We start from the raw sequence: 23,464 nt of genomic DNA, 5'->3' as shown, positions 1-23,464 counted from the left end.
TGTGTCGGGGCCGACGATGCCGTCCACCACCAGGCCGCGGTCCTTCTGGAAGGACTGGACGGCGCGCTGTGTCCCAGCGGGAGAGCGCTTCCCTGACACGGAAGAGGTCACTGGTTCAATCCCCAGTACTGCTACAAGCACCTGCCCACCACGTACTGAGCGGTGTGACCGAACCATACGGGCCCGTCTCCCCAGGGGGAGACGGGCCCGTGCGCCTGGGTCGTCCTGCGTATCGCCGGCTGTCCGTGCCGTGGCCGATGCCGGTCAGCGGTGGGCGGCGCGGTTCATCTGGACGACATCGTCCAGCGTGAAGCCGGCAGGGAGGGCGGCGAGGCGCTCCGGAACGCTGTCGCGGACGGCCGTGTCCTTGACCCGGTCGGCTGCGGCCAGGGCCGCCGGCAGTTGGTCGAGGGTCAACTCGGTGCAGTAGGCGGGGCTGTTGGGCTGCTGGCGCCAGGAGTCGGCCAGGACGCCCGCGTCGTAGGGGTCGAAGCCGGTGTCGTCCACGAGTCGCATGGCCACGTGCCGCGCCCGCGCGGAGTCGGCGGCGACGGGGAGGGCGATGCGGCCGGGGGTTCCGGCCGGAAGGCCCCGGGTGCGCTGCGTCCCGGCCAGGGCGGCGTTCCACGCCTTGACCACGGGGCGCCCCAGCTGACGGGCGTTCCACACGCTCTCCACCTCGCCGTTGTCGACGGCCTCGACCTGCCCGTTGAGGTGCGGGTAGTAGTTCGAGGTGTCGATGACCACGGTCCCCTCGGGGACCGCGGCGAACAGGTCGGCCAGCTCCCCCGCGACCCCGAAAGGGGTGGCCAGGATGATGACGTCGCGGCCCTGGACGGCGTCGGCCGGCTCCGCCGCGCGGGCCCCCGACTCCAGCACCTCGGCCGGGACACTCCCATGGCCGCGGGCGCCGGTGACTTGGACGTCGTGACCGGCCGCGCTGAGCTTGACGGCGAGGTTCCCGCCGATGGCGCCTGCACCTATGACAGTAATTTTCATGATTCGTCCCTCAGGAGGTTGCGCTGCCCCCATGAGGGGCGGCGCGATGTGGTGGCTGTGTGGCGGTGCGCCGACCCGTGGCCCCGGCGCGTGGCGGTCTTACGCCTGGGTGTCCCGCTCGCGGTAGCCGCTCGCGATGAGCGCGCGGAGACGGTCGACCGATGTCTCCTCGGTGCCGGTGCCCTTGATCCAGGCAACGGAACAGGCCGCGAGGAACAGGTCGTGCCCCCGCACCGACGCGCGCACGCGCCCCGCGCGCTGCGCGGCCCGCACGTACGCATCCGTGGCGGCGATGAGGACGTCGCAGGGAATCGTGAGGGGGTTGTCCGGATCCTGGGCCCGAGCCGCGGCCATCAGCGGATCCGGCAGTCCGCTGTAGGCGCTGAGGTACTCCTCCATCGCCCGCAGCCACCGCTCCAACGCCTCGGCGGCATCCCCGAGTTGCTCGATGTCCGCCCGGCGGGCCACGAACTCCTCGGAGCGCGTCTGCAGCACAGCCGCGAGCAACGCCTCCCGGGTGGGGAAGTGCCGGTAGAGCGTGGCGGGTCCGACACCCGCCTCCTTGGCCACCGCTTCCAGGGAGGTGCCGACCCCGTACTGGAGGAAGTGCCGCTGAGCCGTCTCCAGGAGAGCCGCACGATTGCGCTGGACGTCGGCACGGGGCCTGCGCCCCTGCTGCCCGTCGACGTTCATACGCGCTCCGATGTCCGGTGATCCTGCGGCCGCAGCAAAAAACGGATGCAGCCTCCGTATACGGCCGAGCGTAAAACGGAGGCAGCCTCCGGTCAAATCCACCTCTTGCATGTTCTATGCCATAGCCCATAAGTTACCGACAGGTAGCCCGCAGGGGGTGCCGCGCCGCCGGAAGGGGGAGGGTGCGTGAGTCCGCGCAGAAGTGACAGCCGTGACCGGATGGTCCTCAGTGCAGCCGCTCTGCTGCGTGAGTACGGGGCGAGCGCGACCAGCGTGGACCGGGTGCTCGCCCACAGCGGCGCCCCCAGGGGCTCGGTGTATCACCACTTCCCCGGCGGGCGGACGCAGCTCATCGACGAAGCGGTGGCGCTGGCAGGGGACTTCATCGCGGGCCTGATCGACGCCGCCATGCGGGCGGATGATCCGGTGGAGGCCGTCGACGCGTTCTTCGTGCTGTGGCGCGACCGGCTCGTGGAGAGCGAGTTCCGGGCCGGCTGCCCGATCGTGGCGGTGGCCGTGGAGACCAACGATGACGCACCCCAGCTCGCCCGCTCGGCCGCCGCCGTCTTCGCCCGCTGGCAGGAGGCCCTCGCGGCCCTCTTCATCCGGCACGGCCTGACCGAGGAACGCAGCCGCCGGCTGGGCGCGTTCATCATCGCCGCGGTCGAAGGCGCGGTGATCATGTGCCGCGCCGAACGGAGCACCGCTCCGATCGAAGGGGCCGCCGCCGAGATCCACGACCTGCTCCGCCACGCCCTGCGCGACCGGCCCGATGCCGCGGCGGAAGCCCGGCCGTAACCGCCGTGCGGCCATGACGTACCAGCCCAGCACGCCCCACGTGCCCAACTCGCCTCAACCGACCTGCCCGAGGAGTCGCCATGCCCGAAGGAGTCGCCATGCCCTCGCTCGACCGTCAGGACAACGTCTTCGTCCTCGACCTCGGAGACGGAGAGAACCGTTTCCACCCCGACTGGCTCACCGCCGTCGGCGCCGCGCTGGACGAGGTGGAGAAGGCGGAAGGTCCACGCGCCCTGGTGACCGCCGCAAGCGGCAAGTTCTACTCCAACGGGCTCGACCTGGACTGGCTGTTCGCCCATGCCGACCAGCACCAGGACTACGTCGTCTCCGTCCATGAGCTCTTCGCGCGGATGCTGTCGCTGCCGGTGGTCACCGTGGCCGCGCTGCAAGGGCACACCTTCGCGGCCGGCGCGATGTTCTCGCTCGCCCAGGACTTCCGCGTGATGCGGGCCGACCGCGGCTACTGGTGCCTGCCCGAGGCCGACATCAACATCCCCTTCACCCCCGGCATGTCCGCCCTGATCCAGTCCCGCCTCGCGCCGGGAACCGCGCACGAGGCGATGCTCACCGCACGCCGCTACGGCGGCGCCGACGCCGCGGCCGCCGGCATCGTCGACCGGGCGGTCGCCGAGGACGCCGTACGCACCACCGCCGTCGAACTCGCCCAGGCGCAGGTGAACAAGGCCGGCGACACCCTCGGCACCATCAAGGCCCGTATGTACGCCCCGGCCCTGGCCACCCTCCGCGACACCGCCAACCCGCTCGGCTGACCGGCATATCAACCACCCTTCCCCTGCCCCGAGTCGAGCCCCGGGGCAGGGGCCGACCCATGAATCCGCGCCCGGCAAGGAGAACCACCGTGACGACCACCGACTTCACCGCCATGACCGGCCTGGAACTGATGCGCTGGGTGCAGACTGAACGCCCCACCGACGTGCCCTCCATCGGCCGCCTGCTCGGGATGCGCTTCGACGAGGTCGAGCACGGCCGTATCGTCCTCTCGCTCGACACCCGCCCGGACTTCGCCAACCCGCTCGGCAGCGTCCACGGCGGGATCGCCGCCACCCTGCTCGACTCCGCGATGGGGTGCGCCGTGCACACCACGCTGCCTGCCGGCACCGGGTACACCACGCTCGAACTCAAGGTCAACTACATCCGGTCCGCCCGCACCGACGGCCAGACCCTCACTGCCGAGGGCAACGTCATCCACGCCGGACGGCGTACCGCCACCGCCGAGGGCAAGGTCCTCGACGAGCAGGGGAAGCTGATCGCGCACGCGACCACGACCTGCATCATCCTGCCGCCCGTCGACTGAACCGGACCGATCCGGCCCGATCCGCACGACAGGCTCCAGACCCGGATCTCGCTCCATGCCTGGATGACGCTCTACGCCTGGATCACCGTCATGCCCCGCTCCTCGAACACCTTGGCCTTCTCGGGCGAGCGGTCGTCCGTGACCACCGTGTCGATCGCCTGGGGCGGGCAGATGCGGGCGAAGGCCTGGATGCCGAGCTTGCTGGAGTCGGCGACGACGACCAGGCGGTCGGCCTGTTCCGCGAGCAGGGCGTTGATGCTGGCCTCGTGTTCGCTGCGGGCGCTGGCGCCGCGCTCGGGGTCGAGGGCGTCGACACCGAGGAAGGCGATGTCGAGGCGTATCTCCTTGAGGATCAACCCGGCGAGCGGGCCGACGAGTTCGTACGACTGCGCCATGGCGACGCCGCCCGTGGTGACGACCTTGATGTGGGTGCGCACCGCCAACTCGTGGCCGATGTTGAGGGCGTTGGTGACCAGGGTGAGCGCGGGACCGTCGGACGGTTCACGTTCCAGGAGGTCGGGGCGGGCGGCCAGGGCGCGGGCGACTTCGGTGGTGGTGGTGCCGCCGTTGATGCCGACGACCATGCCGCGTGTGGCGAGTGCGGCGGCGGCCCGGCCGATGCGTTCCTTCTCGACGGAGTCGCGGGCGTAGCGGTAGCGCAGCGGAAGGTCGTAGGTGACGTCGTTGGGCATCGCGCCGCCGCGGGTGCGGATCAACAGGCCCTGCTCGGCGAGCTGGTCGAGATCGCGGCGGATCGTGGCCGCGGAGACGTCCAGGTCCTTGGCCGCCGACTCGACGTCGAGCTGGCGCTGCTCGGCGAGCAGGCGGAGCAGTTCGCCGTGGCGCTCGTAACGGTTCACCCGTGTTCCCCCTTGCCGTACGGTCCGCGGCGCCTTGATCGGCGGGCGCGCCTGGCAAGCATGATGCATCGGATCAAGGAGATCGTCCCCGGGTGCACGGGATTTCGGGTCCGCACAAGGCGGTGGGGTGCGGGCCTCACTCGGCCCGCACCCCACCGTATGCCTGAACTGTCAGCCCAGATCCGGCATATCGCCTTCCATGGTCGCCACGTCGATCACGGAGAACGCCGCACCCTGCGGGTCCGTCACCGAGGCGAAGCGGCCGAAGGGGCTGCCCATGGGGCCGATGTGGACCTCTCCCCCGAGGCGTTGGACGGTCTCGACGGCGGCGTCGCAGTCGTCGACCACGAAGTAGATGTTGATGTACGAGGGGACCTCGGGCGGGAAGTCCTCCGTCATCTTGAAGCGCCCGAGGACCGGGTCCTCGCCCAGGTCCCACACCGTGAAGTCGATGGTCTCGTCGGGAATCCGCTGGGCGTTGTAGCCGAAGACGGCGGGGAAGAACGCGTCCGCCGCGTCCGGGTCACGGGTGGTCACCTCGGCCCAGCAGAAGGCTCCGGGCTCGTTGACCTTCTCGAAGCCCTGGTGCGCACCGGCCTGCCAGACGCTGAAGAACACACCGCCGGGGTCCTGCGCCACGACCATGGAGCCGAACTCGCCGACCTGCATGGGGTCCATGACGACGGTGCCGCCGTTCTCCTTGATCCCGGCCGCCGTGGCCTCGATGTCGGGCGCCGCCAGATACAGGCTCCACGCCGGCGGCTGCTCCTCCATACCCGACATCTGCGGCACGACGGCGGCCACGGCCTTGCCGTCGGCGAACGCCTGGGTGTAACCGCCGAACTCCGCCGAGCCCTCGGTGTAGGTCCAGCCGAAGAGCTCGCTGTAGAAGGATTTGGCGGCGTCGAGGTCCGGGAACATCGCATCGACCCAGCACGGTGCGCCCAGCGGGTATGCGGGCATGGCTTCTGCCTCCTGCTTCGGGGATCCGGCTCGGATCTTCAGCCCGGGATTCCGGCTCGGGAGATCCGTATCTGCCACGTTATGCGTCCATACGGGCGACGGCGCGGCGAACGGGCAGGGGGCGCGACAAACGCCGGTGGCCCGGTCCTGAATGTTCAGGACCGGGCCACCGTGCGGTATCTGCGGATCAGACTCCGGCGGGCTCGGGCTCGCGCTGCTCCTGCGCGGGCGCCGGGGTGTCGCCGAGCTCCTTGTGGAGCTTCTCGCCCTCGACGTCGACGTTGGGCAGGATGCGGTTCAGCCACTTCGGCAGCCACCAGGCCTTGTGGCCGAGCAGTGCCAGGACCGCGGGCACGATCGCCATACGGACCACGAAGGCGTCGAAGAGGACCGCGATCGCGAGGCCGAAGCCCATCGTCTTGACCATGTCGTCGTTCTCCAGGATGAAGCCGGAGAACACGCTGATCATGATGACCGCGGCCGCGGCGACCACCCGGCCGCCCAGGGTGAAGCCCTTGGTGATGGCCTCGGCGGGCGAGGCGCCGTGCACGTAGGCCTCGCGCATCCGGGTCACCAGGAAGACCTCGTAGTCCATGGCCAGACCGAAGACCACACCGATCATGAAGATCGGCATCATCGACATGATCGGACCCGGCTGGTCCACGCCGAAGACGTCGGCGAGCCAGCCCCACTGGAAGACCGCGACCAGGGAGCCGAGCGCGGCCATCACGGAGAGCAGGAAGCCCAGCGCGGCCTTGAGCGGGACGAGGATCGAGCGGAACACCAGCATCAGCAGGATGACCGCCAGACCGACGATGATGCCGAGGTACGGCAGCAGCGCGTCGTTGAGCGTCTGCGAGAAGTCGATCGTCATCGCGGTCATGCCGGTGACGAGAACGGTGGCGCCGGTCTCGGCCTTCATGTCACCCGCGAGGTCCCGCAGGTCGCGGACCAGCGTCTCGGTGGCCGGGTCGCTCGGGCCGGTCTTGGGCACCACGGTCATGGTGGCGGTGTCGCCGGCCTTGTTGAACACGGCCGGGATGACGGCCGCGGCGCCGCCCTGGTCGGTGATCTTCTTGCCGACCTCTTCCGCGGCGGCCTTCGGGTCGGCGACCCCCTTGGCATCGACGACGACGCTCAGCGGACCGTTGAATCCGGCGCCGAAGGAGTCGGACAGGATGTCGTACGCCTTGCGCTGCGTGGAGTCGGGCGCGGCGCTGCCCTCGTCCGGCAGGCCGAGCTCGAGGCTCGTGGCCGGCAGGGCGATGACGCCGAGGCCGAGCACCGCGGTGACCAGCACGGTCACCGGACGGCGAAGGACGAAGTGGGCCCAGCGGGTGCCGAGCTTGGTCTTGCCTGCGTTCTTCGGCTCGGTGCCGGTCTTGAGGGCCTTGCGGTCCTTGCGGCTGAGCGCCTTCTTACCGGCGAACGCGAGCAGCGCCGGGGTGAGGGTGAGCGCGATCAGGACGGCGACGGCCACGGTGGCCGCGGCGGCCAGGCCCATCTTCGTGAGGATCGGGATGTTGACGACCGCCAGGCCCGAGAGGGCCACGATCACGGTGAGACCGGCGAACACCACGGCGGAACCGGCGGTGCCGACGGCACGGCCCGCGGCATCCTCGTACGAACGGCCCTCGGCGATCTCGGCCCGGTAGCGGGCGATGATGAACAGCGCGTAGTCGATGGCGACCGCGAGGCCGATCATCGTCGCGAGCGTTCCGGTGGTGGCGGACAGACCCAGCGCGGAACCGAGTGCCGCGATACCGGAGACGCCGATGCCGACGCCGATGATGGCGGAGAGCAGCGGCATACCGGCCGCGACCAGCGAGCCGAAGGTCAGGACCAGGACGACGAGCGCGACGCCCATGCCGATCAGCTCGGCGGTGCCGCCCATCTCGGGCTCGGCCTGGACGGCGTCACCGCCGGTCTCGATGGCGTAGCCGTCGCTGCGCGCCTCGTCCGTGGACTTGGTGAGCGCCTCACGAGCCTCGTCGGTCAGCTCCTGCGCGTTGACCTTGTACGACACCGAGGCGTAGGCGGTCGAGCCGTCCTTGCTGACGGCGTTGGCCTCGAAGGGGTTGGCGACCTCCTTGACCTGCGGGTTGTCGGCGAGGTCCTTGAGCAGGCCGTCGACGTGCGCCTTGCCGGCGCCGTCGGTGAGCTTGACGCCCTCGGGGGCCTTGACCACCACACGGGCCGTGGCACCGTCGGAGGCCTGACCCGGGAAGCGCTCGGCCAGCAGGTCGAAGGCCTTCTGCGACTCGGTGCCGGGCATGGAGAAGGAGTCTTCGGGCGCGGCGGGCGCCACGGAGGAGGCACCACCGATGCCCACGAGTATGGCCACCCACAGAAGGGCGACCAGACCGCGGCGTCGGAACGCACCCCGGCCGAGTCGATAAAGGAACGTAGCCACCTGAGACCAAGCTTCCGTCGAGTTACGGGCAGGACGAAGACCGGGCAGACGGGAGAAAGCAGGAAGTTCTGTCCGGTGTACTTATCCATCGTCAACGCCGGAATCAGTGATTCACTCAGCCCCTGGGGCTGGACCTGTGTACTGCGCTGGGTGTAGAGAACGGGGTCGTTCCCTCCACCTGATGTAGATCCACAGGTGATAGATGTACGCCGCATCGGGATCGAAGGAGCGCGGCTGGGGCGCGTGGGGCCCGGCGGGCGGGGCCCGAGAGACAATGGCGCCCATGTCACGACGCTCCAAACGCCGCGCTCAGGCACCCGCCGCCCAGCTCACCCCCGCACCCGCCGTCACCGCCACGACCCCCTGCCCGTGCGGTCAGGGTGTCCCTTACGGGGAGTGCTGCGGCCGCCTCCACTCCGGGGCGGCCCGGGCCGCGACGCCCGAGGAGCTGATGCGTTCCCGGTACGCGGCCTTCGTCGTACGGGATGAGGCGTATCTCCTGCGGACCTGGCACCCGGACACGAGGCCGCCGGGCGTGGGCTTCGACTCCGGGATGCGGTGGGCGGGCCTGACGATCGAGGCCACGACCGAGGGTACGGCGTTCCATGACACCGGCACCGTGACCTTCCTGGCCCGCTTCACCGACGCGGGCACACCCGGTGAGCTGCATGAGCGCAGCCGGTTCGTACGCCTGGACGGTGCGTGGGTCTACGTGGACGGTGACTTTCTCGGCTGACGCACGGACGGTGGCCGTCCCGACCCGTGGCCTTCTCGCCCGACCCGTCCGGCATCATGGACGTGACGTGCACAAATACCGAGGAGGGTGAGCGGCTGTGGGCTCCGATCAGGTCGTGGTGATCATGGGTGTGTCCGGAACGGGCAAGACCACGGTCGGTCGTCTGCTGGCCGCGGAGCTGGGGGTGCCGTACGCGGAGGCGGACGAGTTCCACTCGGCGGCCAACATCGAGAAGATGCGCTCGGGCACGCCGCTCACCGATGAGGACCGGTGGCCTTGGCTCGACTCGCTCGGCGCGTGGGCGGCTTCGCGCGCGGGGCTCGGCGGGGTCGTGAGCTGTTCGGCCCTGAAGCGGGTGTACCGGGACCGGCTGCGGGCGGCCGCGCCCGGGCTCGTGTTCCTGCATCTGTCGGGCTCGCGCGAACTGATCACCGAACGGCAGTCGGCGCGCGAGGGCCACTTCATGCCGGCCTCGCTGATCGCCTCGCAGTTCGAGGCGCTGGAGGAGCTGGGCGCCGACGAGGCGGGCGTCGTGGTCGACGTGACGCCGGCGCCCGAGGAGATCGCGGCGGAGGCCGTCGGGAAGCTGCGCAAGCTCTGAGCGGCCTCGACCCCCTGGGCGGCGCGCCACCCGGTGATCGCTAAGGTGTGCCACTGCCGTCCGGCCCGCCCCGGCCGGCCGGACGCGAGGGGGGATCGCTGTGAGTCGACGTGCTTCGCGTCTCGTCCTGATCGCGGCCGTGGCCCTCGCCGCGTACGCCGGTCCGAACTACTTGGACCGCAACCCTCAGCACGTCGAACAGCGCGCCGCCGCGCAGTGCGCCGAAGAGATCGAGCTGCTGCAGGAAGCCCGGTGGGAGGCCTCGGTCCGAGCGGCCCGGGCGCGGCTCGAAGGCGACCTGGTCGCCACCTCGTTCTCCGTGGACGCGTCCTGCGGCGAGGCGATCGACGCCGACACCGAGCGCTGCCGGCGGGAGGCGGAGCGGGTGACGGCCGGCCGAACGCCCAAAGAGGACCTCGGCCTGGTCACCTACCCGCCCCGCGACGAGGCGGCGGACGACTTCGACCCGTACGCGCTGCTCGAAGACCTGGACGGCTACCCGGTCGAATGCGACTGGGCCGTACTCGACGCCCTCACCGGCAACGCCCCGGTCGCGCTGCCCTAGCGTCGCTTCAGGGCCTCCACAACGGGTGTTCGCGTTCCGCCCACGCGCGGTCCACCGATCCCGTACGCAGGCCGCGCCGGGACTCCGGGTCCGCGAGGGCCTTGCCGATGTGGCCGGCGAGGACGACCGAGATCGCGAGGGCGAGCCAGTCGTGGACGAAGGTCGAGCCCGTGCGCCAGGTCAGCGGCGTGAGGTGTGTGAACCACATGATCAGGCCCGTGCCGAGCATCACCAGGGTCGCACCGGCGATCCATGCCGCGTACGACTTCTGGCCGGCGTTGAACTTGCCGGCCGGCCGCGGCCCCTTCTCGCGGCGCAGCGCGGCACGCCACCACTGCTTGTCGTGGGCGCCGAAGCGGTTGAGGCGGCGCAGGTCGGCGCGGAAGGCGCGGGAGACGAGGCCGATGAGGAACGGGGCGGGCAGCAGGATGCCCGACCATTCGTGGATCGTCACCACGAGGTGGCGGCGGCCCACGAGTTGGGCCAGCGAGGGCAGGTAGAGGCAGGCGGCGGAGAAGAGGCAGACGGCCATCAGGACTGCCGTGGTGCGGTGGATCCAGCGTTCGCCGCGGCTGAACCTCCGTACCCGCGCCGGGAGTTCAGGCCGTCGGGTTGTCGTCGCGGCCGTTGGACCTGCCGACCCAGGCGTCGATGTCATAGCCTCGCTCCTCCCAGTAGCCGGGGATGACCTTGTCGGTGACGGTGATCCGGGAGAGCCACTTGGCCGACTTGTAGAAGTACATGGGCGCCACATAGAGACGGACCGGACCGCCGTGCGCGTGGGAGAGGTCCTTGTCCCGCATGCGGTGGGCGACGAGCACGTCTTTGCGGCGCGCCTGCTGCAGGGTGAGGCTTTCGCTGTACGCGCCGTCGAAGCACTCGAAACGGATGGCGCGGCCTTCCGGGCGGACCCCGGCGGCGTCCAACAGGGCGGAGAGCACGACGCCTTGGAAGGGTGTGTCGGGTACGCGCCAGCCCGTGACGCACTGGACGTCGCGGACGATCCGGGTCTGCGGGAGCGCGCGGAGTTCGCCGAGGGTGTACGTGGCCTTGTGCTCGACGAGTCCGTCGACGGTGAGGCGGTAGGTGTCCTCGTTCTTGCGCGGTACGGAGGCGACCACCGAGTAGTAGCGGAAGCCGCCGCCTGCGGGCAGCACGTCGGTCAGACCCGTGGGGTCCTTCGCGGCCACCGCCTCGACGCCGCGCTGCAGTACGGGGGCGGCCGCGATGCCGGCGGCGCCGAGGCCGAGCATGCCGAGCACGAGCCGCCGCCCGACGGGGCTGCCTCGGCCGTCGGTGGGCTCGTCGGCCCGCGGGCCGGATGGGCCGCCGCGGGGCTCGTCAGGGGGCGAAGGGGTGTTCACGCATCGATTCGAGCACTCCCGGCGGGCGGAGTGAAGGGGCCACGGCCCGACGTCAGGGTTTCGTCACCTGTTGCCCAGGGTGACGTCATGACGGACCACACGGAGTTGGGCCCCTTCGAACTCGCCTATCCAGGCCCCTTGCGCGACCAACTGGTAGCCGCCGTGCTCTGCGGTGCGAAGACTTCCACGACCGGGCTCTTCGACCCTGCGGAGCAGCTGCCGGTGGTCGGACAGCGCGATGCGCTGCTCGACTCCGACGAACGCGTGGTCGCCGTCGTCGAGACCACGTCCGTACGGGTCGTTCCGCTCGCAGAGGTCGATCTGCAGCACGCGATCGACGAGGGCGAAGGGTACGAGGCGGTGGCTGAGTGGCGGGCCGCCCATGAGCGGTTCTGGCACAGCCCGGAAGTCCTCGCAGACCTCGGTGACCCCGAGTTCCGGGTCACCGACGACACCCTCGTCGTCGCCGAACGGTTCGGGGTGGTCGAGCGCATCGACCACCCGTACCCGTATAAGAAGAGCTAGCCGACCGCCTTCGCCGCCGCGCGTCCCGCCGCGCGCCCCGAGAAGATGCAGCCGCCGAGGAACGTGCCTTCCAGGGACCGGTAGCCGTGTACGCCGCCGCCGCCGAAGCCGGCTGCCTCGCCCGCCGCGTAGACGCCGGGCAGCGCCTCGCCGCTCTCCGTCAGGACCCGCGACGAGAGGTCCGTCTCCAGGCCGCCGAGGGACTTGCGGGTCAGGATGTTGAGGCGGACGGCGACCAGCGGGCCCGCCTTCGGGTCGAGGATGCGGTGCGGGGCGACGGTGCGGATCAGCTTGTCGCCGAGGAACTTGCGCGAGCCGCGGATCGCGGTGATCTGCAGGTCCTTGGTGAACGGGTTGACGATCTCCCGGTCGCGCGCGGTGATCTCGCGGCGCAGCTCCGCCTCGTCGATCAGGTCGTCCTTCGTCAGGGCGTTCATCCCCCGTACGAGCGCGGAGAGATCGTCCTCGACGATGAAGTCGACGCCGTGGTCCATGAACGCCTTGACCGGGCCCGGCACGTCCGCGCGCGCCCGGTCGATCACGCCGCGCACCGACTTGCCGGTGAGGTCGGGGTTCTGCTCGGATCCGGAGAGCGTGAACTCCTTGCCGATGATGCGCTGGTTGAGCACGAACCAAGTGTAGTCATGGCCGGTCTTCATGATGTGGTCGAGGGTGCCGAGCGTGTCGAAGCCGGGGAAGAGCGGCACCGGCAGGCGCTTGCCGCGGGCGTCCAGCCAGAGCGAGGACGGGCCGGGCAGGATGCGGATGCCGTGCCGCTGCCAGATCGGGTTCCAGTTCTCGATGCCCTCGGTGTAGTGCCACATCCGGTCGCCGTTGATGAGGCGGCCGCCGGCCTCCCCGGTGATGCCGAGCATCAGTCCGTCCACGTGCGCGGGCACGCCCGAGAGCAGCTTCTCGGGGGCGGTGCCGAGGCGCGCGGGCCAGGCCTTGCGGACGAGATCGTGGTTGCCGCCGATACCGCCCGAAGTGACGATCACCGCCTGGGCCTTGAGCTCGAACGTGCCGGTGGCGGTGCGGCTCGACTCCTGGCCGCGCTCGATCGAGGACGCTTCGAGGATCTCGCCGCTGACGGTGTCGACCGAACCGGCGCTGCGGGACAGACCGGTGACCCGGTGGCGGAACCTCAGCTCGACCAGACCGCGCGCCACGCCTTCCCGTACCCGCCGCTCGAAGGGCGCGACCAGGCCAGGGCCCGTGCCCCAGGTGATGTGGAAGCGCGGCACGGAGTTGCCGTGACCGGTGGCGTCGTAACCGCCGCGCTCGGCCCAGCCCACGACCGGGAAGAAACGGACGCCCTGCCCGTACAGCCAGGAGCGCTTCTCGCCGGCGGCGAAGTCCACATACGCCTCGGCCCATTTGCGCGGCCAGTGGTCCTCGTCGCGGTCGAAGCCCGCCGTGCCCATCCAGTCCTGGAGCGCGAGATCGTGACTGTCCTTGATCCTCAGTCGGCGCTGCTCGGGCGAGTCCACGAAGAAGAGCCCGCCGAACGACCAGTGCGCCTGACCGCCGATGGACTGCTCGGGCTCCTGGTCGAGAAGGATCACCTTGCGGCCGGCGTCGACGAGCTCGGCGGTGGCCACCAGACCGGCCAACCCTGCTCCGATCACGATCACATCTGCGTCGTACGCCATCGTCGCCGTCCGTTTCAGTCAGTTCACACGCGCGGTTACCGGTCGGTTCAGATCCTCGGTACCAGCGCGGGTTCCGTCAACTGTGTGCGAAGTCCTGGTGAGGGCCGTAGCCGACGGCGGACCGCCGTGTGCGTCCGCCCACAGAAGGCGCAGGGGGGAGGCGATCAAGGGAGGCATCCGACTAAGGTCGCCCAAGTCCCCCACGTACGACCGCTCTTGAGGTCCCCTTTGACGCTCCCCGTCTTACTCTTCGCGCTGGGTGCGGCCTGCTCTCTGGGTTTCGGCTTCGTGCTGCAGCAGAGCGCCGCCCGGAGCGCACCTCTCGGAGACTTCCTCTCCCCGAGGCTCCTGCTCGACCTCGTACGGATGCCGCGCTGGCTGGCCGGTATCGCGCTGATGTCGGGCGGCACCGCTCTCGGTGCGGTCGCGCTGTCCCAGGGCGAGATGTCCCTGGTCGAGCCGCTCCTCGCCACCCATCTGCTGTTCGCGATGACCCTGGTGCGCTGGCGCACCGGCCAGCCGCTCGGCCGGCAGGGCTGGGGCGGTCTGCTGCTGCTCGCGGGCGGGGTGAGCGCCTTCCTGATCGCCGGGCATCCCCAGGGGTCGGACACGACGGTGGCGCCACTGCGGCACTGGCTGGTGATCGGCACGGTGCTCGGCACGGCGCTGGTCCTGACCGTGTTCGCCCGCCGCTTCCGCCTGGGCATCGGCCCCGCGCTCCTGGGGGCCGCGGGCGGTCTCCTGTACGGGCTGCAGGACGCGCTCACCCGGATCAGCGGCCAACGCGTGAGCGAACAAGGGCTGCCCGGACTGCTCACCGCCTGGCAGCCGTACGGCGTGCTCGTCCTCGGCCTCGCCGGTCTCCTCCTCGTGCAGAGCGCCTTCGAGATGGCGCCGCTGCGCAGCTCGCTGCCCGCGCTCACCGCCGCGCAGCCGCTCGCGGGGATCGTCTGCGGGGTCGGCTTCCTCGGGGACCGGCTGCGGACGGACGCGGGCGCACTGGCCTGGCAGGCGGCGGGTCTTGCCGCGATCGTCGGCGGAATCGTGTGCCTGTGCCGTCATCCGTCGATGCCCACGGGGACCGTCGGGCGGGAGCCGGTGCTCGCGGGCGCGGTGGGGCGGGCGTAGACCGTCTGCGGCTCGGGGCCGAGGGGCACGGCATAGCCGACCTGCGGCTCGGGGGCGGTGGGGCAGGCATGGCCGACCTGCGGTTGGATGGCGCGTATGAGCAGCGACGAGATCATCGACATCGTCGATGAACAGGACCGCGTCATCGGCCAGTCCCCGCGCCCCGTCGCGTACCGCGACGGCCTGCGCCACCGCTGCGCCTTCATCCTGGTGCGCGACGCCGAGGACCGGATCTTCGTGCACCGCCGCACGGCGACGAAGGCCGTCTTCCCCTCCTTCCACGACATGTTCGTGGGCGGAGTCGTCGGCGCCGGCGAGTCCTACGACGAGGCCGCGCTGCGGGAAGCCGAAGAAGAGCTGGGCGTCACGGGCCTCGCGCGGCCGGCCCCGCTGTTCAAGTTCCTCTACGAGGGGGACAGCGGCTCCTGGTGGTCCATGGTGTACGAGGTGCGCTGCGAGCTGCCCGTACGGCCGCAGGAGTCCGAAGTCGCCTGGCACACCTTCCTCGCCCCCGAGGAACTGGAGCGGCGGCTCGACGAGTGGCAGTGGACGCCGGACGGACTCGCCGCCTACACGCGGCTGCGGGACGGTGCTCGGCCGTGAACGGGTTCTTCTCCTCGCTGCGGCTGTGGTTCGCCCCTGCCCGCGTACGGGAGGAGGGCGAGACCCCCGACTACCGCTTCTCGCTCGCCAACGAGCGGACCTTCCTCGCCTGGGTGCGCACCGCTCTCGCGCTGGTCGGCGGCGGCTTCGCGGTCGACCAGTTCCTGCCGGACCTGCGCTGGGCCTGGCGCATCGGCCTGTCGCTCGCGCTGCTCGCGGTGGGCGCGATGTGCGCGCTGCGGGCCGTGAACCACTGGGTGCGCTGCGAACTCGCGATGCGCCGCAGCGAGGATCTGCCGGTGACGCGCTTTCCCGCGCTGCTGAGCCTCGCGGTCGGCGCGGTCGCGCTGATCATGGTCGTGGTGGTGTTGTTCGGCTGGGCGGAACAGTGACGGAGACGGTCCGCGACCCCGGGCTTCAGCCGGAACGCACCCGGCTCGCCTGGCGCCGTACGACCTTGTCGTGCACGGTCGCGGCGGTCCTCGCCGGCAAGCAGGCCCTGCAGGGCGGCCCGACCCCGCTCGGACTGCTCGCGGTCGCGGCATCCCTGGCGCTGTGGCTGGCGTTCGTCGCCCTGGCCCACCGCCGCATCCGCTCCCTGAGCGTGCCGCGCCCGGGAGTGCTTCCGGTGCGGGTGGCATGGAGCGCGGCGGGGTGCGTGCTGGCCTTCACGCTGTTCTCGGCGGCGGTCGTCCGCTGACCGCCGTACGGTCAGCGGCGCAAGGCCCCTGCGAGGGCCCGTACTTCGCGCGTGGCGAACCCGGGATCGCGCGCCATCAGCCGTACGAGCTCCGCGCGCACCTCACGGCTGCGGCCGGCGTCGACCAGGGCTCGGGCGCGGGCGAGTGCCGGTGCGACGTTCGGGTGGCGGGCCACTCCGGTGCACTCGTCCCGCAGCCATCGTTCGGGCGGGAACCAACGGGTCAGCTTCGGCTCGTGGTCGGCGAGTTCGCTCCAGATGTACGGGTCCAGCGACACGTTGACGACATGTCCGGCCGGCAGGGTGCGCACCCAGTCGAGGCCCTGCTGCCAACGGTCATGGTTCGGGCTGGACTTGCCCCGCACGGTCACGCCCACATACCGCAGCTTGCGCCGGATCACGGGCCAAGGTTCGCGGGCCTCCTCGATCCAGGCGGCGAGCTCCTCGTGCACCGTGGTGAAGCTGCCGCCCTCGGACACGACGTCCACGAGGGCGATCGGGCGCTTGCGGCGGGCCAGCGCGTGGGGCGCGAGGCCCACGGCGGCCAGGTGCTCGCGAAAGCGCAGGCGTTGGGCCGGACTCCAGTGCCGGTTGTGCCGGCACGACAACGGCAGACGATCGATCCGTCCGTCCCGGTCGCCCGGCTCCAGCGCCCCGCTCAGCAGGTCGTACATCCCGTCCAGCGACCGCCCGAAGAAGCACAGATCCGCGCCGCCCGAGCGCGCGAGCACCTTCGCGGTGCAGTCGACCAGCGCGTCGAGATACCGCTCGCCGAAGGTTCCGTCCGCCGCGTGGGCCGGCGGCCGGGGCAGTTCACCGGTCCGGTCCGGCCGTCCGCCACCGTACGAGGACAGCACCCAGCGGTACGGCCGGGGCGGAGTGGGCGGAGGCAAGGCAGTCGCGGACATGAAGTCCAGCACAGCAGGTGCGCCCTGCCCGAGGCATCCGATTTACGGTCCGCGGCGAGCAACTCCTCGCGTCTGCCGCACCTGAAAGCCGATGTAAATACGGGGCATACCCGGCGCATCCCCCCGAGAGACCGATCACGTCCCGCGTACGCACTGGACTACATACCGACTGGTCGGCATCATTCTTTCCAGTCCATCACGAGGAGCGACGCATGAGCTCAGACCAGCTGCCAGGTCTCGATCTGGACCGGCTGCGTGACCATCTCGACCAAGAAGTACCCGGTCTCGTACAAGGTCCGCTCCAGGGGCGGCATATCGAGGGCGGCCGGTCGAACCTCACGTATGAGATCACGGACGGCACCTCGCGCTGGGTCGTGCGGCGGCCGCCGCTCGGACATGTGCTGGCCACTGCGCACGACATGAAGCGCGAGCACCGGGTGATCAAGGCGCTGTACCCGACCAGTGTGCCCGTGCCGAAGACGGTGTTGCTGTGCGAGGACGAGGAGGTGATCGGGGCGCCGTTCTATGTCATGGAGTTCATGGTCGGCACCCCGTACCGCACCGACGCGGAGCTCGCGCCGCTCGGCCCCGAGCGGACCCGGGCCGCCGTCTTCTCCCTGGTGGACACCCTGGTCGACCTGCACGCCGTCGATCCCGAGTCCGTCGGACTCGGGGACTTCGGCCGGCCCGAGGGCTTCCTCGACCGGCAACTGCGGCGCTGGGGCAAGCAGTTGGACGCCTCGCGCAACCGCGACCTCGCCGGCATCGACGAGCTGCACGCGGCGCTCGGGCGCTCCCTGCCCACCTCCCCCGCGGCGACCGTCATCCACGGCGACTACCGCCTCGACAACGTGCTGCTCGGCGAGGACGACCAGATCAAGGCCGTTCTCGACTGGGAGATGTCCACGCTCGGTGATCCGCTCACCGACCTCGGGCTGCTCGTGATGTACAGCGTGCGGCTCACCCTCGAGGACTCCCCCATCAGCACCACCGCCACGGCCGCCGGGCACCCCACGCCGCAGGAGCTGATCGAGCGGTACGCCGAGCGCTCGGGCCGCGATGTGTCGGCGGTGTCGTGGTACACCGCGTTCGCCTGGTTCAAGCTCGCCGTGATCCTCGAGGGCATCCACTACCGCTACACCCTCGGCCAGACCGTCGGCTCCGGCTTCGACCGGATCGGCGAACTCGTCCCCGTCTTCATCGAGCACGGCCTGACCACCCTTCAGGAAGGCTGATTCCGCATGGACTTCGCATTCGACGCCCGCACCGAGGAGCTGCGCACCAAGCTGCTCGCGTTCATGGACGAGCACGTGTACCCGGCACAGAAGGTGATGCACGAGCAGGCCGCCGCGCTCTCCTCGCCGTGGGAGGTACCGCCGGTCGTCGAGGAGGTCAAGGCCGAGGCCAAGCGGCAGGGGCTGTGGAACCTCTTCCTGCCCGATGCCGCGTACGGCGCGGGCCTGACCAACCTCCAGTACGCCCCGCTCGCCGAAATCACCGGCCGCGCCCCACACTTGGCGCCGACCGCCCTGAACTGCGCGGCGCCCGACACGGGCAACATGGAGGTGCTCTACCAGTTCGGCAGCGACGAGCAGAAGAAGCAGTGGCTCGAGCCGCTGCTCGCCGGTGAGATCCGCTCGGCGTTCGCGATGACCGAGCCCGAGGTGGCCTCCTCGGACGCGACGAACATCGAGACCCGCATCGAGCGCGATGGCGACGAGTACGTCATCAACGGCCGCAAGTGGTACATCTCCGGGGCGATGAACCCCGCCTGCCAGATCTTCATCGTGATGGGCAAGACCGACCCGGACGGCGAGGACATCCGCCGCCAGCAGTCCATGATCCTGGTCCCGCGCGACACCCCGGGCCTCGAAGTCCGCCGCGCCATGCAGGTGTTCGGCTACGAGGACCACTGGCACGGCGGGCACGCCGAGGTCGTCTTCGACAACGTCCGCGTCCCGGCGGGCAACCTGATCGGCGAGGAGGGGGGCGGCTTCGCCATCGCCCAGGCACGCCTCGGCCCGGGCCGTATCCACCACTGCATGCGTCTGATCGGCATGGCGGAGGCCGCCATCGAGCTGATGTGCAAGCGCGCGGTCTCCCGTACGGCCTTCGGTAAGCCGCTCGCCCAGCAGGGCGTGATCCACGAGTGGATCGCGGACGCCCGGGTCGCCGTCGAGCAGCTGCGCCTGCTCGTCCTCAAGACCGCGTGGCTGATGGACACCGTCGGGAACAAGGGCGCGCACACCGAGATCCAGTCCATCAAGATCGCGACGCCGCGTACGGTCGTCGGCATCCTCGACCGCGCGATCCAGCTGTACGGCGCGGGCGGCGTCAGCCAGGACTTCCCGCTCGCCGAGCTGTACGCGGGGGCGCGGACGCTGATGATCGCGGACGGTCCGGACGAGGTGCACCAGCGGTCGCTGGCGCGGCGGGAGCTCAAGAAGTACCTCTGAGCATCCGCGACTGCGGGACTTTCGCCCCGCCTCCCCGGGCCACAAGCCCGGGGAGGCGGGGTCCTTCGCGTGCGGGAGGCGACCTGCGGCGCACGTAGCGTTGGAAGGTCGTCGAGTGAAAGTGTCCCCACCGCCATGTCCAGCGCCCTTCTTGATGCACCCACTGCCGCCGCCGCAGCCCCTTCCGTCCCCACGACGGTCCCTGCCGCAGCGCCCGCCGCTCCCGCCGCGCCGAAGCTCGCCAACCCCGGCCCGCTCGGTCTCGCGGCCTTCGCCCTGACCACGTTCGTGCTCAGCATGTTCAACTCGGGGCTGGTCTCGAACGCCGCCCTGAGCGCCGTGGTCCTGCCGCTCGCGCTGTTCTACGGCGGGCTCGCGCAGTTCGTCGCCGGGCTCTTCGAGTTCCGCCGCGGGAACACGTTCGCCACCACGGCGTTCCTCTCGTACGGCGCGTTCTGGATGTCCTTCGCGGCCTACGTGAAGTTCGTCGTGCCGGGCCTCCCGGCCGCGGACGCGCACCTGGCGACCGGGCTCTACCTGATCGCGTGGTTCGTGTTCACGCTGTACATGACCGTGGCCGCGATGAAGCTCGACCTGGCGCACAAGGTCGTCTTCGTCTCGCTCAGCCTGACGTTCCTGTTCCTGGCGCTCGGCGACCTCGCCGAGTCCACGGGTCTCGCGCACACCGGCGGCTTCCTCGGCCTGCTCTGCGCGGCGGCCGCCTGGTACACCTCGTTCGGCGTGCTGACGAACGAGACCTGGGGCCGCAAGGTCATCCCGCTGGGTTGACCCTCCGGCCCCGGCACCTCACGGGCGCAGGGCCCGCAGCAGGAGGTCGGCCAGATGGTCGGCGACCTGCTGCGGGGTCAGCGGCCCGTTCGGCCGGTACCAGGTCGACAGGTGGTGCACGGACCCGAAGTGGTAGTCCACCACCAGGTCCGCGGGCGTCGCCGAGGAGAACACCCCGGCGGTCTGCCCCTCCTCCACCAGCGCACGGAAACGCTCGTGGTAGCGCCGGCGCTCGGCCCGTACCTGCTTGTTCTTCTCCGGGCTCAGGTGGTGCATGGAGCGGAAGAAGATCTGGCCGTCGTCGAGGTTCTCGATCGAGGTGACCACGACGTCGGCCGCCGCGTCCCGCAGCCGCTTCTCGACCGGCTCGTCCGCCTCCGCGTGCGCATCGAGCCGCTCCTGCTGCAGCCGCAGCACACGGGCGTAGATCTCGTGCAGCAGATCGTCCTTGGACCCGAAGTAGTGGTACAGCGCGCCCTTGGTGACGCCCGCCGCCTCCACGATCTCCTGCACCGAGGTGCGGTCGTACCCCTGCTCCGCGAAGAGCCGGGTGGCGGCGGCGAGCAGCCGCTGCGGGACGGGTGTGGTGGTCTGCTCCGTGGTCTTTGGCACTGTCGCCACCTGCCTTCCGCTCCTTCTCCCGTCGCGCGCCGCGCCCTTGCCCGGCTCGTCCGCCTCGGTCTCACTGCGCACGGTCGCGCAGTTCCCTCCGCAGGATCTTCCCACTGGTCGTCTTCGGCAGCTCCGGCAGGATCTCCACGCTGCGCGGGTACTTGTACGCGGCCAGTCTCTCCTTGCTGTACGCGACGATCTCGGCGGGGTCGGTCCCGGCGCCGGGACGGAGGCTGACGTACGCCTTGACGCTCTCGCCCCGATAGCTGTCCGGCACCCCGACGACGGCCGCCTCGCGGACGGCGGGATGCGTGTAGAGGACGTCCTCGACCTCGCGCGGCCAGACCTTGAACCCGGACGCGTTGATCATGTCCTTCTTGCGGTCGACGACGTAGAGCCAGCCGTCCGCGTCCATGAACCCGATGTCGCCGGTGCGCAGTTCCCCGTCCGGGAAGGACGCGTCGGTGGCGTCGGGGCGGCCCCAGTACCCGGGCACGACCTGCGGCCCGCGCACCACGATCTCGCCCTGTTCGCCGAACGGCACCTCCTGGCCGGCCTCGTCCAGGATCCGCACGACGGTGTCGGGCCCGGGGACGCCGACGGACAGGGTTCCGGACTCGGGATCCACGGGCGCCTCGTGCTGCGGCGGTACCGCGGCGCATGGGGCGGTGCATTCGGTGAGGCCGTAGCCGTTACGGATATAAGGACCGAATTCCGTACGGAACTTCTCGACGAGCGCGGGCGGCACGGGCGCCCCGCCCGAGGAGATCACCTGGAACGAGTCGAAGTGCGCGCGCGTGACGCCCGGGGTGGCGGCGAGCGCCATGAACGCCGTGGACGGGCCGACGGTGTACGCGGGCTTGTGCTCGGCGAACGCGTCGAGCACGACGCCCGGGTGGAAGCGGTAGGCGAGCACGAGGGTGCCGGCGTTGGCGATGCAGGCGGCGAGCTGGCAGACCATGCCGGTGATGTGGAACAGCGGGGCCAGCGCGAAGTACACGGAGCCCTCGGCGATGGGGTGCCCGGAGCGCTGCCGCTCGGCGTTGTACGTGATGTTGCCGTGCAGGTTCATGGCGCCCTTGGGCTGCCCGCTGGTGCCGGAGGTGTAGCTGATCAACGCCAGGTCGTCGGCGGCACGTTGGGGTACGTGCGGAGCCTTGGCGCCGCCGCGGGCGACGGTGATCAGGTCCTCCGCGTCGTCGGCCCCCGGCACCCGCTCGAAGTTGAGCACCCGCTCGTCGTCGCGCGACTGGAGATCCAGCTCGCAGGCGGTCAGGACGATCCGTACCGGTGAATCGGCGGCCGCCTCGCGCAGATACCCCTCCCAGGCGCGGTCCGAGCAGATCAGCGCGCCGACCTGGGCGTCGTGGAGGACATGACGGACTTCGCCCGACTTGTACATGGGATTGACCGGCACGACGGTCGCGCCGGCCTTCCAGGCGCCGAGCAGGGCGAGCACGAAGTGCGGGGAGTTCTGGAGCATCAACGCGACACGGTCGCCGTCGGCGAGGCCGCGCTCGGCGAGATGGCCGGCCACCGCGTCGGAGAGCGCGTCGACCTCCGCGTAGCTGAGGCGGCCGTCGAAGTAGGCGAGCGCGGTGCGGTCGGGGGCCTTCGCCGCGGCGGCGCGGAAGGCGTGCACGACGGAGGGCGGCGGTGTGATGGAGGCCCGCTGGGCGTCGCTGAGCCGGGCGAGCCAGGGCTTGTCGGCGTACGTCACGTGGCTCTGCCGGTTCGGCTGATCCTGCCGGCTCTGCTGGCCCTGCTGGCTCTGCGTCACTTGGTGCCGCCCTCCCACTTCTGCTGGAGATGGTTCATGCCGGCCAGCCAGCGGTCCGGCTCGGCGGCCCGCACACGGTAGTACTCGGCGACCTCGGGATGCGGAAGGATCAAGAAACGGTCCTCGTCCATGCCCTGGATCAGCGCCTCGGCGACGGCCTCGGGCTCGATCGCGGTGGGCGCGAGCACCAGGTCGCCGGCGGATCCGGCCGCGGTGAGCATGTCGGTGCGCACGCCCTGAGGGCAGATCGCGTGCACCTTGATCCCCCGGTGGCGGTACGTGAGCGAGAGCCACTCGGCGAAGGCGTACGCGCCGTGCTTGGTCACGCTGTACGGGGCGGCGCCGACCATGGTGAGCAGACCGGCGGCGGAGACGGTGGAGACGAACCGGCCCTCGCCGCGCTCCAGCCAGGCGGGGATGAGGGCGTGGGCGGCGCGGACGTGGGCCATGACGTTGACGTCCCAGGCGCGGGCCCAGACCTGTTCGTCGGCGGCTTCGGTGCCGCCGCTGGCGAGGCCGGCGTTGGCGCAGTAGATGTCGACGGTGCCGTTCAGGGCGTCGCGGGCCTCCTCGACGATTGCCGAGGCGTCGCCGGGGATCGCGATGCCGCCGATCTCGTCGGCGATCGTCTTCGCTTTGCCGGCGTCGATGTCGTTGACGACCACCTTCGCGCCCTCGGCGGCGAAGCGGCGGGCGAGGGCGGCGCCTATGCCGCCGCCGGCTCCGGTGACTACAACTGCCTTGTTCTGCACGGTGTGCACGTCTTTGGGCTCCGTCCGGTCCGGCGGGGGTTCAGGCAGCAGACTAACCAGTCGGTATGGCGCCCGGGAAGGGCTTGATCTCCCCCACCCCGCCTCTTCCCGAAACCGGGGCTCCGCCCCAGGCCCCGGATCCGAACTTCGTTCGGATGTCCTCAATCGCCGGACGGGCTGAATTTCAGCCCGTCCGGCGATTGAGGACAAAGGGGTCCGGGGGCGTAGCCCCGGTTTCGGGAAGGGGCGGGG

General features: G+C 70.6%; 27 protein-coding genes. 14 read left to right on the top strand and 13 right to left on the bottom strand.

What is annotated here, in order from left to right; genetic code table 11:
* The 3 genes from G6045_RS25625 to G6045_RS25615 form a co-directional block, all read right to left on the bottom strand.
* Positions 1–177, bottom strand: a 177-nt coding sequence (locus G6045_RS25625; RefSeq protein ID WP_165334453.1) for a peptidoglycan-binding domain-containing protein, incomplete at its 3' end; no start/stop codon positions are given.
* Positions 178–264: 87 nt separating this feature from the next.
* A complete protein-coding gene (locus tag G6045_RS25620; protein WP_165334452.1) occupies positions 265–999 on the bottom strand; it encodes an NADPH-dependent F420 reductase in 735 nt (244 codons plus the stop codon).
* Positions 1,000–1,098: 99 nt separating this feature from the next.
* Positions 1,099–1,692 (bottom strand): TetR/AcrR family transcriptional regulator, encoded by a 594-nt coding sequence (locus tag G6045_RS25615; protein ID WP_165334451.1) that lies wholly within the window; start codon positions 1,690–1,692, stop codon positions 1,099–1,101.
* A gap of 186 nt (positions 1,693–1,878) precedes the next feature.
* Between G6045_RS25615 and G6045_RS25610 the strand changes: the two genes are divergently transcribed.
* The 3 genes from G6045_RS25610 (at position 1,879) to G6045_RS25600 (ending at position 3,805) form a co-directional block, all read left to right on the top strand.
* Positions 1,879–2,490: a TetR/AcrR family transcriptional regulator gene (locus G6045_RS25610; RefSeq protein ID WP_328707892.1), complete on the top strand. Its 612-nt coding sequence runs from the start codon at positions 1,879–1,881 to the stop codon at positions 2,488–2,490.
* A gap of 98 nt (positions 2,491–2,588) precedes the next feature.
* On the top strand, positions 2,589–3,260 hold the full coding sequence (locus tag G6045_RS25605; RefSeq protein ID WP_165334456.1) for an enoyl-CoA hydratase-related protein: 672 nt from the start codon (positions 2,589–2,591) through the stop codon (positions 3,258–3,260).
* An 89-nt stretch (positions 3,261–3,349) separates the two neighbouring features.
* Entirely contained in the window at positions 3,350–3,805 is a 456-nt protein-coding gene (locus tag G6045_RS25600) for a PaaI family thioesterase (protein ID WP_165334450.1), read from the top strand.
* 71 nt (positions 3,806–3,876) lie between these two features.
* On the opposite strand, the gene G6045_RS25595 is transcribed toward G6045_RS25600, so the two are convergent.
* The 3 genes from G6045_RS25595 to G6045_RS25585 all read right to left on the bottom strand — a co-directional run bounded on the left by G6045_RS25595 (position 3,877) and on the right by G6045_RS25585 (position 8,041).
* The gene (locus G6045_RS25595) at positions 3,877–4,665 is read right to left on the bottom strand and encodes a DeoR/GlpR family DNA-binding transcription regulator (RefSeq protein WP_165334449.1); all 789 of its coding nucleotides are present in this window, start codon (positions 4,663–4,665) and stop codon (positions 3,877–3,879) included.
* A 171-nt stretch (positions 4,666–4,836) separates the two neighbouring features.
* Positions 4,837–5,628 carry a VOC family protein gene (locus tag G6045_RS25590; protein ID WP_165334448.1) on the bottom strand — a complete coding sequence of 264 codons (792 nt, stop codon included), beginning with the start codon at positions 5,626–5,628 and terminating at the stop codon, positions 4,837–4,839.
* A gap of 187 nt (positions 5,629–5,815) precedes the next feature.
* On the bottom strand, positions 5,816–8,041 hold the full coding sequence (locus G6045_RS25585) for an MMPL family transporter (RefSeq protein WP_165334447.1): 2,226 nt from the start codon (positions 8,039–8,041) through the stop codon (positions 5,816–5,818).
* 283 nt (positions 8,042–8,324) lie between these two features.
* Here G6045_RS25585 and G6045_RS25580 point away from each other — a divergent pair, with 283 nt between their 5' ends.
* The 3 genes from G6045_RS25580 (at position 8,325) to G6045_RS25570 (ending at position 9,943) form a co-directional block, all read left to right on the top strand.
* Complete coding sequence (locus tag G6045_RS25580) at positions 8,325–8,777, top strand: YchJ family protein (RefSeq protein WP_165334446.1); 453 nt, start codon at positions 8,325–8,327, stop codon at positions 8,775–8,777.
* Between the two features lie 97 nt (positions 8,778–8,874).
* Positions 8,875–9,378, top strand: a complete 504-nt coding sequence (locus tag G6045_RS25575; protein WP_165334445.1) for a gluconokinase — start codon at positions 8,875–8,877, stop codon at positions 9,376–9,378.
* 100 nt (positions 9,379–9,478) lie between these two features.
* Positions 9,479–9,943 carry a hypothetical protein gene (locus G6045_RS25570; protein WP_165334444.1) on the top strand — a complete coding sequence of 155 codons (465 nt, stop codon included), beginning with the start codon at positions 9,479–9,481 and terminating at the stop codon, positions 9,941–9,943.
* A gap of 7 nt (positions 9,944–9,950) precedes the next feature.
* Here the strand turns inward: G6045_RS25570 and G6045_RS25565 are convergent, their stop codons facing one another.
* Positions 9,951–10,601: a cytochrome b/b6 domain-containing protein gene (locus tag G6045_RS25565; protein ID WP_165334443.1), complete on the bottom strand. Its 651-nt coding sequence runs from the start codon at positions 10,599–10,601 to the stop codon at positions 9,951–9,953.
* On the bottom strand, positions 10,543–11,196 hold the full coding sequence (locus G6045_RS25560; protein WP_206344165.1) for a molybdopterin-dependent oxidoreductase: 654 nt from the start codon (positions 11,194–11,196) through the stop codon (positions 10,543–10,545). Before G6045_RS25560 ends, G6045_RS25565 begins: the two co-directional genes overlap by 59 nt.
* A gap of 198 nt (positions 11,197–11,394) precedes the next feature.
* On the opposite strand from G6045_RS25560, the gene G6045_RS25555 reads away from it, so the two are divergent.
* On the top strand, positions 11,395–11,832 hold the full coding sequence (locus tag G6045_RS25555) for an ASCH domain-containing protein (protein WP_165334441.1): 438 nt from the start codon (positions 11,395–11,397) through the stop codon (positions 11,830–11,832).
* On the opposite strand, the gene G6045_RS25550 is transcribed toward G6045_RS25555, so the two are convergent.
* Positions 11,829–13,484, bottom strand: coding sequence for an FAD-binding dehydrogenase (locus G6045_RS25550; protein ID WP_165334440.1), 1,656 nt, complete (start codon positions 13,482–13,484; stop codon positions 11,829–11,831). The two genes, G6045_RS25555 and G6045_RS25550, sit on opposite strands and share 4 nt — an antisense overlap.
* 228 nt (positions 13,485–13,712) lie before the next feature.
* Here G6045_RS25550 and G6045_RS25545 point away from each other — a divergent pair, with 228 nt between their 5' ends.
* From G6045_RS25545 to G6045_RS25530, 4 genes are all read left to right on the top strand, one after another.
* On the top strand, positions 13,713–14,612 hold the full coding sequence (locus tag G6045_RS25545) for a DMT family transporter (protein ID WP_165334439.1): 900 nt from the start codon (positions 13,713–13,715) through the stop codon (positions 14,610–14,612).
* Between the two features lie 87 nt (positions 14,613–14,699).
* The gene (locus G6045_RS25540) at positions 14,700–15,215 is read left to right on the top strand and encodes an NUDIX hydrolase (RefSeq protein ID WP_165334438.1); all 516 of its coding nucleotides are present in this window, start codon (positions 14,700–14,702) and stop codon (positions 15,213–15,215) included.
* On the top strand, positions 15,212–15,607 hold the full coding sequence (locus G6045_RS25535) for a YidH family protein (protein WP_165334437.1): 396 nt from the start codon (positions 15,212–15,214) through the stop codon (positions 15,605–15,607). The genes G6045_RS25540 and G6045_RS25535 overlap by 4 nt, the downstream gene beginning before the upstream one ends.
* Positions 15,604–15,915 carry a DUF202 domain-containing protein gene (locus G6045_RS25530; RefSeq protein ID WP_165334436.1) on the top strand — a complete coding sequence of 104 codons (312 nt, stop codon included), beginning with the start codon at positions 15,604–15,606 and terminating at the stop codon, positions 15,913–15,915. Before G6045_RS25535 ends, G6045_RS25530 begins: the two co-directional genes overlap by 4 nt.
* Before the next feature lie 11 nt (positions 15,916–15,926).
* On the opposite strand, the gene G6045_RS25525 is transcribed toward G6045_RS25530, so the two are convergent.
* The gene (locus G6045_RS25525) at positions 15,927–16,823 is read right to left on the bottom strand and encodes a hypothetical protein (RefSeq protein WP_165334435.1); all 897 of its coding nucleotides are present in this window, start codon (positions 16,821–16,823) and stop codon (positions 15,927–15,929) included.
* A gap of 212 nt (positions 16,824–17,035) precedes the next feature.
* Here G6045_RS25525 and G6045_RS25520 point away from each other — a divergent pair, with 212 nt between their 5' ends.
* From G6045_RS25520 to G6045_RS25510, 3 genes are all read left to right on the top strand, one after another.
* On the top strand, positions 17,036–18,058 hold the full coding sequence (locus G6045_RS25520; RefSeq protein WP_165334434.1) for a phosphotransferase family protein: 1,023 nt from the start codon (positions 17,036–17,038) through the stop codon (positions 18,056–18,058).
* 6 nt (positions 18,059–18,064) lie between these two features.
* A complete protein-coding gene (locus G6045_RS25515; protein ID WP_165334433.1) occupies positions 18,065–19,279 on the top strand; it encodes an acyl-CoA dehydrogenase family protein in 1,215 nt (404 codons plus the stop codon).
* A gap of 135 nt (positions 19,280–19,414) precedes the next feature.
* Entirely contained in the window at positions 19,415–20,068 is a 654-nt protein-coding gene (locus tag G6045_RS25510) for an acetate uptake transporter (protein ID WP_165334432.1), read from the top strand.
* An 18-nt stretch (positions 20,069–20,086) separates the two neighbouring features.
* Here G6045_RS25510 and G6045_RS25505 read toward each other — a convergent pair whose 3' ends face one another.
* The 3 genes from G6045_RS25505 to G6045_RS25495 all read right to left on the bottom strand — a co-directional run bounded on the left by G6045_RS25505 (position 20,087) and on the right by G6045_RS25495 (position 23,212).
* Entirely contained in the window at positions 20,087–20,689 is a 603-nt protein-coding gene (locus G6045_RS25505) for a TetR/AcrR family transcriptional regulator (protein ID WP_408056360.1), read from the bottom strand.
* Positions 20,690–20,750: 61 nt separating this feature from the next.
* Positions 20,751–22,400, bottom strand: coding sequence for an AMP-binding protein (locus G6045_RS25500; protein WP_165334455.1), 1,650 nt, complete (start codon positions 22,398–22,400; stop codon positions 20,751–20,753).
* A 56-nt stretch (positions 22,401–22,456) separates the two neighbouring features.
* Entirely contained in the window at positions 22,457–23,212 is a 756-nt protein-coding gene (locus G6045_RS25495) for an SDR family oxidoreductase (RefSeq protein ID WP_408056361.1), read from the bottom strand.
* Positions 23,213–23,464: the final 252 nt, after the last annotated feature.

Source organism: Streptomyces mesophilus, from assembly GCF_011044995.1.
Classification (GTDB): domain Bacteria; phylum Actinomycetota; class Actinomycetes; order Streptomycetales; family Streptomycetaceae; genus Streptomyces; species Streptomyces mesophilus.
The sequence above is the reverse complement of the archived record's forward strand: the minus strand, read 5'-3'. Positions and strand labels throughout refer to the sequence as shown.

Bases quoted from the DNA above. Each gene is read 5' to 3' on its own strand.
- G6045_RS25620 (WP_165334452.1), bottom strand. From the start codon at position 999: ATGAAAATTACTGTCATAGGTGCAGGCGCCATCGGCGGGAACCTCGCC.
- G6045_RS25615 (WP_165334451.1), bottom strand. From the start codon at position 1,692: ATGAACGTCGACGGGCAGCAGGGGCGCAGGCCCCGTGCCGACGTCCAG.
- G6045_RS25605 (WP_165334456.1), top strand. From the start codon at position 2,589: ATGCCCTCGCTCGACCGTCAGGACAACGTCTTCGTCCTCGACCTCGGA.
- G6045_RS25590 (WP_165334448.1), bottom strand. From the start codon at position 5,628: ATGCCCGCATACCCGCTGGGCGCACCGTGCTGGGTCGATGCGATGTTC.
- G6045_RS25580 (WP_165334446.1), top strand. From the start codon at position 8,325: ATGTCACGACGCTCCAAACGCCGCGCTCAGGCACCCGCCGCCCAGCTC.
- G6045_RS25565 (WP_165334443.1), bottom strand. From the start codon at position 10,601: ATGACATCGACGCCTGGGTCGGCAGGTCCAACGGCCGCGACGACAACC.
- G6045_RS25560 (WP_206344165.1), bottom strand. From the start codon at position 11,196: ATGCTCGGCCTCGGCGCCGCCGGCATCGCGGCCGCCCCCGTACTGCAG.
- G6045_RS25555 (WP_165334441.1), top strand. From the start codon at position 11,395: ATGACGGACCACACGGAGTTGGGCCCCTTCGAACTCGCCTATCCAGGC.
- G6045_RS25550 (WP_165334440.1), bottom strand. From the start codon at position 13,484: ATGGCGTACGACGCAGATGTGATCGTGATCGGAGCAGGGTTGGCCGGT.
- G6045_RS25540 (WP_165334438.1), top strand. From the start codon at position 14,700: ATGGCGCGTATGAGCAGCGACGAGATCATCGACATCGTCGATGAACAG.
- G6045_RS25525 (WP_165334435.1), bottom strand. From the start codon at position 16,823: ATGTCCGCGACTGCCTTGCCTCCGCCCACTCCGCCCCGGCCGTACCGC.
- G6045_RS25520 (WP_165334434.1), top strand. From the start codon at position 17,036: ATGAGCTCAGACCAGCTGCCAGGTCTCGATCTGGACCGGCTGCGTGAC.
- G6045_RS25515 (WP_165334433.1), top strand. From the start codon at position 18,065: ATGGACTTCGCATTCGACGCCCGCACCGAGGAGCTGCGCACCAAGCTG.
- G6045_RS25510 (WP_165334432.1), top strand. From the start codon at position 19,415: ATGTCCAGCGCCCTTCTTGATGCACCCACTGCCGCCGCCGCAGCCCCT.